We start from the raw sequence: 12,255 nt of genomic DNA, 5'->3' as shown, positions 1-12,255 counted from the left end.
GCCCCCCCCTGACTGTAGCGAGGCGCTCGGCATCAGCACCACGAATTCTTCGCCACCCGCACGCGCCAAGGTGTCACCCACCCGCGAGCCTTCGCCCATGACGGCCGCCAACGCCTGCAAGGCCCGGTCGCCCGCCGTGTGGCCGTAGCGGTCATTGATGGTCTTGAAGTGGTCGATGTCGATGGCCAGCAGCGCCACGGGCGATTCGCCCGCTTGCAAGAGCGCCATGGCCTCGTCCAGGCCGCGCCGGTTCAGCAGGCCCGTCAACGTGTCGGTGGTGCTTTCACGGCGCAAATCGCGAATCTTGTGATGGATCGACGCCAAGCCGATGATGAGCGCGCGCTTGAGCTGCGCCGCCTCGAAATACCAGGACCGCACGTCGCGGATGCGGTCAGCGGAATCCGGGTCTTCCATGCGCTTGGCGATGCCCGCCAGTTCGCCCAGCGGCCGGGCAATCCAGCCTGACAACACCCAGATCGTGATGATCGACAACAGCAGCAAGGGCAGGGTATTGCGGGCGGTGGCCATGAGCAGGTCGCTCAGGGGCTGCAGGGTGCCCGCCACCGGACGCTGCGCGATGACGCTCCAGCCGGTGCTGGGCACGGGGGCGTAACCCGCAAGCATGTCGCGGCCTTGCTGATCGGTAAACCGCATTTCGCCCGTTTCACCCCGCCGCGCCGCCGCCAATGCGTCGATGTCCGGCGCCTTGTGGCCCAGCAGGCTGCGATCCGGGTGATAGATCAGCGTGCCGTTGCGATCCATCACGTACACGAACGAATCATCGCGATAGAAATGCTTGTCCAGCAGGCGATCCAGCGCGTTGTCTTCGTGCAGATACAGCGTGCCGGCGATGTACCCCAGGTAGCGGTAATCACGCGAGAAAATCGGATGCGAATACAGAATCAGCCAGCGGTTGTTGCTGGCCTGATAGGGTTCGCTGATATTCGGCTGCTGCGTGCGGATGGCATTGCGCGACGGCTCGCTGGTCAGTTGCTGGCCCAGCAGTTGCGGATACGCCGACGATGCCGCAATGACCTTGCCGGTCGGCGAGACCACCACGGTGGAATTGAACTGCCCCATCTGCGCTTGCTGGCGCCGCGTTTCTTCGACCATCAAGCCGGGGCGCGCTTCCATGTCGGTCAGCACGTCGGCGCTATACGCCAGGTAACGCCGCACGTCCGCCAGAAAAAGGTCGGTGGTGACGGCAAGCTTGGACGCGTAGACGCGGTTGACCTCAAGTGCGTTGTGCAGCAGCAGGTCGCGCTGAACCAGGTAGCTGGCGTGCAATCCGCCGGCCAGCACCAAAACGACCGACAGCAGGCAGATCCAAAGGATAAGGCGCCGAAGGTCGATGCGGAACATGTTTGTGTCCGTCAGGAACGGGCGTTGCCCGGAGGCACGCCCGAAGGCGGCCGGCTGCCCGTCAGGGCGTCCCAGGCGCACATCGCTTGCCGCGCCACCGATTGCAAAGTCTTGCGGCTGGCGCCGTCGCGCGCCTGGATCGACATGCCGTGCAACACGGTCGTGTAGAACGCGGCCAAGCCTTTCACGTCGGTGCCGGCAGGCAGCTCGCCGTCGGCAACGCCGGCGGCAAGGCGGGCCTGAATCCGGGCCTGCATGTCACGCCGGCTATCGCACAGGAATTCGCCGACGCTGGCGTGGTTGACGCTGCCGGACGGCGCGCCCAATACGATCATGCAGCCGGGCGGCGTGCCTGGCGCCGTGAAGCGTTCGGCGGCCACCATCAGCATGGCCTGAACGCCTTCACGGGCTGTTGCGCCGTCTTGCAATGCGCGCCGCGATCCCCCGCCGGCGGTCTCACGGTATAGCTCGACGGCTTCACGAAACAGGTCTTCCTTGGAGCCGAACGCGCCATAAAGGCTGGGCGAGTTGATGCCCATCGCTTCCGTGAGTTCGGACAGCGATGCTGCTTCATATCCCTTCGACCAGAAAACCTCCATTGCCTTTTGCAAGGCCTGGGCCCGGTCAAAGCTCCGGGGGCGCCCACGTTCTGCCATGGCGGGATTTTACCCGCGACGCCTATTTTGTGTTGATCGATAAAAAATTTGTTGACGGCAGAAATATTTCGGGGCGATGATATTTGTATTGATCACTACAAATAAGGATGAACCATGGGCAACTTGAACGGAAAGGTCGCATTCGTGACAGGCGGCAGTCGCGGCATCGGCGCGGCCATCGTGCGCCGGCTGGCCGCCGAGGGCGCGCACGTCGCCTTCACCTACGTCAGCCCTTCTTCGGCTGATGCAGCCAAGGCACTGGCAACGGAACTGACCACCGGCGCGCGCCACGTGCGCGCCATCCAGGCCGATGCGGAAGATGCGCTGGCCGTCAGGCAGGCCGTGGAAGAAGCGATCAAGCTGCTTGGACCGGTGGACGTGCTGGTCAACAACGCGGGTATTTTCGTTACCGGCGTCATCGGCGACACCAGCCTTGAGGAATACGAACGCACGATGAACATCAACGTGCGCGCTCCGTTCGTGGCCATCCGCACCGCGCAGGCATCCATGCCGGACGGCGGCCGCATCATCAACATCGGCAGCTGCCTGGCCCAACGCGCCGGCCGCCCCGGCGTGGCGCTGTACGCGGCCAGCAAGACCGCGCTGATCGGGCTCAGCCAAGGCTTGGCGCGCGACCTGGGCGCACGCGGCATCACCGTCAACGTCGTGCACCCCGGCCCGATCGACACCGACATGAACCCGGCGAGCGGTGACCACGCAGCCGACCTCGTCGCCGTGCTGTCGCTGCCCCACTATGGCGAACCGCGCGACATCGCGGGCATGGTCGCCTTCCTGGCCGGCCCGGAAGGGCGATACATCACGGGCGCCAGCCTGTCGGTAGACGGCGGCTACGCAGCCTGACGCAGCGGGTGTGAAAGTTTTTTCGCACCCGACTTGCACAAACAAAAAAACCTACATATAATCTTGCTTCTTCGCACTACACACATAGCGAAACGCAGTCAGCAGCAAGGCCATCAACAGATAGCCGCGCGGTTGAAAACGAATCGAAATGCGTGCATTGCAGGGCTGTTAGCTCAGTTGGTAGAGCAGCGGACTCTTAATCCGTAGGTCGAGTGTTCGAGCCACTCACAGCCCACCAGAATTCAGGCGCCGGAACTCCTTAATTTATAAGGATTTCCGGCGTTTTTCATTCCTGGCTACGATCCGCGTTTCAGCGTAAGTCGGCGCTTTTGGTGTGAAATTGGTGTGAATGTGGTTCGTTTTACGTTGTGGATTCCTGACCTCCGGATGAGACTGGAAAGGTGTTCGAAGAACCCTTTGCAGGAAATTCATCATGGCAATCATCCAACGAGGCAACGCTTGGCGCGCAGATGTCTCGATCAAAAGAAAGGGCGAGAAGCCCATACGACGCACAGGCACGTTTGACACTCGCGCCCAGGCCGAAGCTTGGGTGCTCGAGATGAGGGGAAAGATCGATAAGGCCAGGTCCGAGGATCGGGAAGTGCCGCCTCCGAGCCTGACCCTTACGATCGCTTTCAGCCGCTACCTCAAGGAAGTGACCGAGTGGTCGAAGGCTGCGCCAGCGGGTGTCAAGGGCGTGAAGTCGGAAAAGTGGTTGAGGGACATGCGCAGCAAGGCTCGCATGTGGGCAAATAGTCCGCTTGCTGGTGCTGCGCTCACCAGCATTACCGAGTCCAAGCTTGAGGACCATATCACCGCTCGCCGGCTTGATGGAAAAGCCGAGAACACAATCCGGATTGACCTTGCATCGCTGAGCGGTCTGTTTGTGCATGCCCGCAAGAAATGGCGTCTTGACATTGGCAACCCCGCCGCTGGGGCCACGGCAGGCGTGGAGACTGCGCCGCGTCGCCAACGTCTCCCCTCCACGGAGGAGTCGTCTCAGATCATCGAACTGTTTACCCGGATGCGTGCGGCTCAGCAAACGGCAGGCGCGGCGCCACGCCTCACTCAGCTTGCTATCGTTGTTCTGGGCACGGATCGGACAATCAACGTTCACGCGCATTCGTCGCTGCTGTATGTCCGGTCCGCATTCATCGCCGCCCAGCAATGCGCCATGCGCAGAGAATCCCTTTTGAGCATCCGCTGGGCGTGGATCAACTGGAAAGATTCGGTGATCCAGGTTCCCCATGCGTTCAGGGGGCCAGAAAACAAGGGCGTGCCCGACGAGGTGCCTATGTCGCCGATCCTGATTGAGGAACTCAGGATGCTGAGTGGGAACACCGTGCGTATTGGCGCTGCCCTGCAGGAGAAAGTGTTTGGGACGTTGACAGGCGACAGGGCCTACAGGTTGCTGCGACGGGCTCTGAAAGAGCTAAATATCGACGAGGGCGCAGGCATGCGCATGAGATGGCACGATCAGCGCCATCATGTCTGCTCACGCATGGCTGATGAAGGATGGACGCTGCCGAAGATTCAATCCGTCTCCGGGCACAAGGACCTATCGTCGCTGTCGCGATACACGAAGGCGAGCGCCAGGCAAACTGCCCGAGAAATGGCAGAGCGTGCAAAAGAACAACGGATGGCACAGGCTGCCTAAACGCCATCGGTTCGTCTACCAGTGTTGGCTTAGAACGTGATCGTTGTTATCTATTTTTTTGCCTCGGCTGGATGCCAAGGCTCTTTTTGTCATTTCTATATCGTTTTGCCTTTGTGAATCTGCATTCGTCTTTCATGATTCCTGCATCTCATCTCCTGGCGGCAGAACATGAAATTGATGGATATCAACGACCTGGCTCACTATCTGGGTACCAAGCCGGGATCGATATATTCGGCACGGCACAAGATCAAGGTTGGCCTGTTGCCAGCTAACTCGCTGCCCACCCCTGTTCCCGGCGGCCTTCTGAGATGGCATCCGACTGTCGTGGATCGTTGGGCTGGCGTTGCGGCTGATGAGTGCGCAGCGCCTGACACGGAGTACGTTGTGCCTTCGATGGCGCCAACCAAAAAGCGTGGCCGACCACGCAAAGCTGTGCGGCTCGAATCCCTTTCCTGATTCTCAAAATAAGAAGGCCCATCGTTGCAGCGATGGGCCTTCGGCTTTCCCTTTGCAGAGGGATGCTAATGCTCAACACGTACAGAATATCAACTCGCCGGTCATTCTTCAATCAGCTCTGTTCCCGGCTTCCGGATGATGTGGCTCGCATTTCTGAACTGGAAGCGCTTGTCGAGCCTTTGGATCTGCTGCCCTGGGAATGGTGGGGTTGCGCATTAGAGGCCGCATCAACGGCACTCGGACGCGGCGGGTTAAAGCAGCTAATGCGTCGCCTGGAACTCTCCATCAAGACGTGTAGAAGTTGGGAAGACTTGCGCATCCATGCGCGCTCCAGCAGTGCAGCTCTGACACGAGCTGCCATCCTGCAGCAGGAGAAGCCCGCCAGATTCATGCGCAGGCATGCCCGCATGGTCGAGCGTGTGGCCCGAGAATTGTTGATTCACCGGACCGAGGGAAATGAGCGAGTCACAAAACTTGGCCGAGAGGCTTGGGCCAGACGCGAGACCTACATCACTCGGGCTCTCCGACGCGAGTCGTTCAGAGAGCAGCGCTTAGCCAACCTGCACAAGAACAAGGAATCAGCAAGTCTGGCCCGTTTCTGGGCGCGCACTGACGGCGAGTCGGGCGCACTCGCGTGGGCCGTGCGCGATTTGGGGTGGCATGCGCGTGAATTCTTCATTAACCCGCCTGCTGCCATGATGACCTATTTTCAGAATGGGGATATTAACGAGGGCTGGATCAATGTCGGCAGGCCCGATGCGAGAGAGTCCTATAGGTTTCTCATGGGCGTGTTGGAGGCGACACTTAAAGCAGCGGAGAAGCGAGGAATCAAACCCGTTGGGTTCCGTTGCATCGAAAGCAATCAGGGCGGTGCCGCTCATATGAATTTGATGTCTGCGTTTTGCAGCGGGGAAGATGGAGATACGTTCACGGAACTCCTCTGGTCGAAGTACTACTCGGTTATGCGGAAAAAGTATGCCGCTTGTATTCCTCCACCCGTCCTCCAACGCGGCGGATTTGGTGTGCGGGAACCCGCAATCAGCACACCTATAGTCAGTCGTGAGGTGTCGCCGGGCGAGCTTGTCCAGCAAGTTAACTATGCTCGAAAGGGCTGCACCTTGGCGAACGCTGACCGGTTGTTCTGCAAGCTGCACGGCCTGCGCCAGTTTGACGTTATCGGGGTGCGCGATGCAGAAAAGTGGGATTTTTTTCGTTCGCTGAATCCAGCTCTAATGCAGTCCGAGAGCGTGCCTGTTCGCGTCCGGGGGCTATACGCTGCAGCAATGCGTGGCGATTACAGGGCATGGCTGCGTCTAACTGATCGTCGCACCCCCGAACACCTGCGCGGCTCTTTCAATGACGGGCAGATACTCGAGTGCCTGTCCCTAGAGTTTGATCTAGACCAAAGAGTTTTGCTAATTTATCCTTCAGCGCTTCCATCCACGCAAATCAGGATAGACAGGGGAGGTTTATCCATAGTGAATCTGACTCGTTCTGTGGGGCGGCCGAAACGTTATGAATTTAGCTTCGCGTCCCGCTCCAGCCAGGCGCTGCGGGCTGCGAGATCAGCTGCAGGAAGAAAGCCGTCTTCATGAGGTTGGCTGCAAGCCGATTTTTTAGATTCATGCAGCTGGGCCTATGGCCCCACAATCGTTTCATGATCATCTTTGCATGGTGGAGATTCAGGGGTAGGAAAAAGCGCAACAGGGCAACAGATTGACCTGCTCACTATGACGGCTTTTGCGAAGGAATTCGTCAGGGGCACACGTCTGCCAGGCTCCTATGCAGTGGGATTACACGGCTCCATCTTGCGAAACACTTCTGACCGATGAAAGGCCAAGTATTTCGTGTGCGCCATAGTTAATTTTCCTATTCTCCATTCAGGAGAAAGGCTAAGTTGTTGCCTCGATTCCATCGAGAGAGCTTCTGATACGAAAAGCCCACCGTCATCAGAAAATGAAATCCATCCCCCGTCGAACAGCGCATCAATATGGGCGCTGAGTAGCAATCCGTTGAACACATCTAATCGTTCATTGTCACTCGTGCATGCTGCCCATGGCTTGATGTGCGAAGCTCTAAGCAAGCTGGTTATGGCAAGTCCGGTCACGCAACATCGTCCCTGCCAGTAGTCCAACAGAGCAGCCCGAAAAAAGTTCTGCCCAATGCGCTGCACAACCAAGCGCTCGGCTTCAGTGGACCGCGGCATATCGACGGTTTCGCGGCGGAATGCATCGGCTACGCGGTCAGGTAGCGTCCGGGCATGGGCGGCGGCAGTGCGCAGCACGTCATAGAGTTCCTCGAAGCCGTTCACCCTCATGATGCTGACGCCCCCAAACGCTTCGAGCAAGCCAGTGGTGGGCGTACTGACAGTCAGAGCAGATGAAGTCATTGGCTTCACGAGAACAGTCTCCGGAAACCGAGCTGAACGCAGCTCCAGACCGCCGTCGTGCTCAAGCGGCGTCATTTCGAAGCCACAGTCAGAGGCAGCTTTCTCGATGCGCAGACGGTCGAGCGGCGTCATGCCGCCGTTCCCACTAGCTTCTGGTAGCCCTGGCGAATCACGTCGGCGATGAGCGGACGCCTAGCCACGAGGAACTGGTCGTAGCTCATCATCCACCACTGCGCTGGCAGCGCATGCCATTGCATCATCGTGGTCAACGTTTCCTGGTCGAAACGCTCGGCGTACTTGCCCCAGTACTGGCCGGGCGGCGAGTCGGAAATGGCAATGTTATCGTCCCACTCCACCAACGCGTAATTGGCAATCTGGTTGATGTCGCGGACACTCTCAATGCCTTGCTTCTTCAGGTATTGTTTTGGAAACAGGTGATGCCGCTCCAGCGCCTTCTTCTGGCCTTGGGCCGGCGGGTCCAGCAGATCCACCACGGGGCTCTGCGAGAACAGGGCCTTGGTACCCAGCAAAACTTGTGCAGCATAGAAGCCGAACAGCGCTGGACTGCGACCGGCCGATGTCGCCAGGTCCAACGGTAGCGTCTTGGTCCAGTAATCGTCCGTCAACGTCGCGGCCTCTACGGTTGCGAGCCGGGTGAGGAACTGGTCGGCAGTCTTCAGCTCCCGCAGTTCGGCTAGGTCTTGCTCCATGCGCGACTCTGGTGAAGACGTGAACCGGCCGGTCAGCAGCGACATGAAGAGCCAGCGTGCAATAGCATTGCGCAGCTTGAACCCTTCGACGTCGTACTCGGTGCGGCCCAGCAGGTACAGCTGATAGGCGAACACCAAGGCGTTCACCGAACTGATGGTCTTGGCACTGCGGTAGCCGGCGGAGCGGATGACGTTCAAGAAGTCCGACCAGTAAGTCAGGTTCAGCACGCGCCCCTGGGCATCGCGCAGCTTATCGAACTGGCTGTTGCGCTGCTCTAGGCTAACCTCGCCGCTAGCTAGGTCTTTCCCACGCAGCAAGGAGTAGACGTGTTCCAGCCTGGCCCGTCGGAAGGCCACGCCGACATCGACACGCAGCAGATGGTCGGGGTCAGGCTGGAAAATCTGGTTGAACGGGCTGGCCCGGCCAGCGGGCGCCGGTTGGCGCGCTCCGCGGCAGAATTTCTCCAACTCGGTGCGGCCGTCATCCCAAAACACCGACATCAGCGTCAGGATGAAATCCGACTGGTTGAGCTTTTTGCCTTCGCTGTTGATGCGCACGAAGACATCGGCCACCTGCTCCTCCGTGCATTGCTGGGAGAGCTCAAGCGCAATGAACGGGAAGTTCGTCAGTCCAGCCAGCCGGCCGAGAGCGTCGGCCACCTTTTCTTCCTCAGTGTCCGAGACGTCGCGAGAAGCCGTCAGACGTTTCAGATACTCCCCAATGGTCTTGTGCGTCGGCCGGTTGAACACCTCGGAGATGTCTAGGATGAACTCGGGGTCCCGCTCGGTCGTAGCGTCCGGTACAGCGAAGGTGCCGCTCTGCGGCCGGAAGGCGATGCGGATGTGCTCACGTTCGAAGTTCTCGCGCAGCACGGCCTCACGCCGGATGACGGCATACAGCGAAGTCAGGCGCTGCTGTCCGTCCACGATGAGCAGCGAGGGTGCTTTCTGCTTATTCGTATCGCCGATGACCTTGGTCTCCACGCCCTCCGCACCTGTCTGCCAGAACAGAAAATAGCCAACCGGGTAGCCACGATACATCGAATCGAACAGGTCGCGGACTTTGGCATTGGCCCAGACGAAAGGACGCTGGATGTCGGGCAGACCAATGCGGCCGAGGCCGATGTCGCTGATGAGGCTGCCCAACGAGTAGTGAACTTCCTTGAAGAGGGTTTCGCTCATCTCAGTACCTAATCATGTTGTCAGAGCCCATCCAGAACAGTCTCAAAATATCTCGGATACTTGGTCAGGATGAAATTGAACACATCGCGATGGTTGGTCAAGGCCAACCCAATATGCGTACCCTCGTACCCTGCTGCACGTAGCGATGAAGCCAGTTCTTGGGCGATGCAACGGTCCGCGAACCCAGATTCATAAATGGAAATGCTGAGGGCATCAGGTAGTCCGTATTTAAGGCACTTCTGGAATTCGTTTAGACGACCACGGGTTGAGCCATCGTCAGTGGGCAGGTCTGCAATGAACTCTCCGACGGCCGCTACAACCAATGGACAGTCGAAGCCCAGCCCTCCTTCAAGGAAACCTAGAACGTCGGACTCCGAGAGCCGCTGCGTCTTGTCCTCTCCACGAGGCTTTGTTCCGCCGGCGGTCCTCGCCATCTCAATGAGTTCACGGTAGGTAGCTCCGCTCATCCAGTGCCGAGCGAGTTCCAATGCCAGACCATCGGGCTTCATATTCTTGAGAAGCTTGTTGTCAGTCACCGCAGTCAACAACGGCCACAGAGTGGCCAACCACGCGCCAGGTTCAGCAAGCCCGACAACTGTTGCTTCGTTCTGCAGGACCCATTGCTCCACCGCGACTGCATCCACCGCGGCAAGTAACGTCTTGGAAAACTTGCCCTGTCGAGCTTGTTCTGGAGCTACGGTTTCGACATGCCGCGCGGTCGATTCGAAAAGCTGTAGCAAAGCTTGTTTCCGCAACTCGTCGGCCAGTGCGAATGCCAGAGTGGATTCGGCCAGGGTCTTCACGCGACCCAGAAAATCGTCGAAGGCTTCGCCGCCACGATTCGCCATCAAGTAGCTCTCCACCGCCACCAGCAATGCCTGTCGCGTCAATACTTGGCGGATCAGCGTCCTTTCGCTCTCACCCTGAATCGGCGTTGCTTGCAACACTCCCTTCGCCCAGTCACTGAGCGCTGACCCTCGAAGGAAGTACGCTTCGGTCACAACTTCCTGTTCCACTGGGAGTTCATGCCGCTCATTGGCAGACAGCAGTGGGGAAATTAAGGTCAGTAACGAACTGGATGTGTCCTCTGCGTTCTCCGGCCTAAGCAGGGCAGTAGCTGCACGCAGCCGCCAGCCCTCCTGCTGCCTGTTATCCAAGACCCTGGGGTCGGCAAAAACGACTAGACCCTCTGTATGCATGCCTGCCCGACCAGCCCTCCCGATGAGGTTCTGGAAATCTCGGGTCTTAATTTGGTCTGCCCCCTGATTAATGCCCGAGACCACTAAATACCGAATCGGCAAGTTGACACCCTGGGCGAGCGTGGACGTGCAGATGACGAGCTTGATGAGTTCTTGCTGCATCGCATGTTCGACCGACAGACGTAGCCCCTGCGGCGTTGTTCCATGATGAACAAAGATGCCAAGACTTGCCGCCCGAGCGAGCACGGAGTCTGCCCCGAAATGTAGGCTGGCCAAAAAGGCGATACGTTGCACCTCATGCGGGTCGGAGGCGAGTGCCGGCGGTGGCAGCCGACAACCACGCCTGTAAATGTCCACCGCACGCTCAGCAAGCCCAGATGCAGTGTCCTTCCTACCGCAGAAAACTGCTGCAGCCCCATTAGGTGCCAGCCGGATTCCCAGGTACAGCGACACGTCCTTCCAAGCCGAGTCCCCTCTCTGGGGGAAGAATTTCTCCTTGCGCTCCTTGCCGAACAGCTTCAAAGTCTGAGCTTCGATGCTCCGAGGGACAAAGTAATCCCGCTGCTGATAGTTGCCCGACTCGAAGAACCAAAGCTGTCCCAGTCTCTCGCTCCACGTCGCGAAAGCGACAGAACGGGCAGTCGAGAGCAGACCTGTGCCATTGACTACGTTGGGCTCTTCGCCAATGAGCCAGGTACCAACAGCCGCGGCGTTCTTGATAACTGCTGATATGAGGACGGTCTGGGTTGTGTTTGCGACCAGGCTCTTGATTTCAGCCAACAGGAGTTCGTATGTGATGCCTCGTTTCCCGGAGTCGAATTGGTGCCCCTCGTCATACACCACAAGGCCGATGTGGGAGGCCAACTCCGGAGCTTGTCGCAGAAGGTAGAGTAGTTTCTCTGGCGTCAGCACCAACAGATAGCGCGTGCTCGGCGGAGCTGCACCAAACAACTCTGCAAGTTGGTCAGCAAAATCTAATTGCAGCGCGTCCGATAACTCATTGACTTTGACGTCTTCATCCTTGAACGCTCGGCGTAGCGAAGTGGCAATCTCATGACACAGAGCGCGGAACGGCGCAACGAGCACAGCGACCCGCGTCCTGTCAGCCAGGAACGCGCTGCGAAGAATAACTTCAACAGAGCGTGTCTTACCCGCGCTCGTGGGCATCTGGACAATACCCGACCTACCAGCAAAGAGGCCTGCCTTGCCAAGCAACTTCTGGGATGGCCAGAGTTCCTTTGGGAAGCCTGGCCGACGGATTGCGTCTGCCCAAGCGGTACTATCTAAGCCGCTGAACCCAGGCATCAGAGTCCATGCTGAGCCAGCCAGGCGCAGCTTTATCACTGCGGATGTGACCTCCGCGAGAACAACTTCCTCTGAGGTGCCGCTGGTGTAGGTCAAGCGACGAACTTCGTTCAACAACTCGACCACTGGCTCGGGCGGCGCACCGTCATTAAAGTGGCCCATCAGGACGATGGAAAGCTCGTAGAGCAGCCCCGCCAGCCAGTGCCCAGCCAAATTTGGCGGTTGACGCCAGTCGGCCTGCAATACCCAAACCGTCAATTGCTCAATCGCATTGGCGCCGTCCGCTTGCAGTCGCCGTGCGAGCACCAGACTGCTCCCCGGGCGCTGGCCCAAGAAGTAGCTGGCGGATGCGAGCAGCGTGACCTCCCGCGACACTTCGGTATCGAATCGGGAGCCCAGATAGGCATCGAAGAAACTCGCTGCAAAGCCAATTTCATCTCGCAGGTCGTCTGCCAATCCGCTCTGGACGTCGGCGGCG

Annotated in this window: 8 protein-coding genes and 1 tRNA gene; 4 read left to right on the top strand and 5 right to left on the bottom strand. The window is 58.9% G+C overall.

What is annotated here, in order from left to right; genetic code table 11:
* Both ACNPP0_RS09685 and ACNPP0_RS09680 read right to left on the bottom strand, forming a co-directional pair.
* Positions 1 to 1,362: sensor domain-containing diguanylate cyclase (locus ACNPP0_RS09685; protein WP_448705730.1), on the bottom strand; the 1,362-nt coding region annotated here is incomplete at its 3' end.
* Between the two features lie 11 nt (positions 1,363 to 1,373).
* The gene (locus ACNPP0_RS09680) at positions 1,374 to 2,018 is read right to left on the bottom strand and encodes a TetR/AcrR family transcriptional regulator (RefSeq protein WP_332612954.1); all 645 of its coding nucleotides are present in this window, start codon (positions 2,016 to 2,018) and stop codon (positions 1,374 to 1,376) included.
* 114 nt (positions 2,019 to 2,132) lie between these two features.
* On the opposite strand from ACNPP0_RS09680, the gene ACNPP0_RS09675 reads away from it, so the two are divergent.
* The 4 genes from ACNPP0_RS09675 to ACNPP0_RS09660 all read left to right on the top strand — a co-directional run bounded on the left by ACNPP0_RS09675 (position 2,133) and on the right by ACNPP0_RS09660 (position 6,587).
* A complete protein-coding gene (locus ACNPP0_RS09675) occupies positions 2,133 to 2,879 on the top strand; it encodes an SDR family NAD(P)-dependent oxidoreductase (protein ID WP_448705729.1) in 747 nt (248 codons plus the stop codon).
* A gap of 162 nt (positions 2,880 to 3,041) precedes the next feature.
* Positions 3,042 to 3,117, top strand: a tRNA-Lys gene (locus ACNPP0_RS09670).
* A 195-nt stretch (positions 3,118 to 3,312) separates the two neighbouring features.
* A complete protein-coding gene (locus tag ACNPP0_RS09665) occupies positions 3,313 to 4,536 on the top strand; it encodes a tyrosine-type recombinase/integrase (protein ID WP_448705728.1) in 1,224 nt (407 codons plus the stop codon).
* Positions 4,537 to 5,060: 524 nt separating this feature from the next.
* A complete protein-coding gene (locus ACNPP0_RS09660) occupies positions 5,061 to 6,587 on the top strand; it encodes a hypothetical protein (protein WP_448705727.1) in 1,527 nt (508 codons plus the stop codon).
* A gap of 185 nt (positions 6,588 to 6,772) precedes the next feature.
* Here ACNPP0_RS09660 and ACNPP0_RS09655 read toward each other — a convergent pair whose 3' ends face one another.
* From ACNPP0_RS09655 to ACNPP0_RS09645, 3 genes are read right to left on the bottom strand one after another with little or no spacing between them, the layout of a single operon-like run.
* A complete protein-coding gene (locus ACNPP0_RS09655; RefSeq protein ID WP_448705726.1) occupies positions 6,773 to 7,513 on the bottom strand; it encodes an HNH endonuclease in 741 nt (246 codons plus the stop codon).
* Positions 7,510 to 9,273 carry a GmrSD restriction endonuclease domain-containing protein gene (locus ACNPP0_RS09650; protein ID WP_448705725.1) on the bottom strand — a complete coding sequence of 588 codons (1,764 nt, stop codon included), beginning with the start codon at positions 9,271 to 9,273 and terminating at the stop codon, positions 7,510 to 7,512. Before ACNPP0_RS09650 ends, ACNPP0_RS09655 begins: the two co-directional genes overlap by 4 nt.
* 20 nt (positions 9,274 to 9,293) lie before the next feature.
* Complete coding sequence (locus tag ACNPP0_RS09645; RefSeq protein ID WP_448705724.1) at positions 9,294 to 12,233, bottom strand: DEAD/DEAH box helicase; 2,940 nt, start codon at positions 12,231 to 12,233, stop codon at positions 9,294 to 9,296.
* Positions 12,234 to 12,255 lie beyond the last annotated feature (22 nt).

Source organism: Achromobacter semiaridum (genome assembly GCF_053543755.1).
The sequence above is the reverse complement of the archived record's forward strand: the minus strand, read 5'-3'. Positions and strand labels throughout refer to the sequence as shown.

Bases quoted from the DNA above. Each gene is read 5' to 3' on its own strand.
- ACNPP0_RS09660 (WP_448705727.1), top strand. From the start codon at position 5,061: ATGCTCAACACGTACAGAATATCAACTCGCCGGTCATTCTTCAATCAG.
- ACNPP0_RS09675 (WP_448705729.1), top strand. From the start codon at position 2,133: ATGGGCAACTTGAACGGAAAGGTCGCATTCGTGACAGGCGGCAGTCGC.
- ACNPP0_RS09680 (WP_332612954.1), bottom strand. From the start codon at position 2,018: ATGGCAGAACGTGGGCGCCCCCGGAGCTTTGACCGGGCCCAGGCCTTG.
- ACNPP0_RS09650 (WP_448705725.1), bottom strand. From the start codon at position 9,273: ATGAGCGAAACCCTCTTCAAGGAAGTTCACTACTCGTTGGGCAGCCTC.
- ACNPP0_RS09665 (WP_448705728.1), top strand. From the start codon at position 3,313: ATGGCAATCATCCAACGAGGCAACGCTTGGCGCGCAGATGTCTCGATC.
- ACNPP0_RS09655 (WP_448705726.1), bottom strand. From the start codon at position 7,513: ATGACGCCGCTCGACCGTCTGCGCATCGAGAAAGCTGCCTCTGACTGT.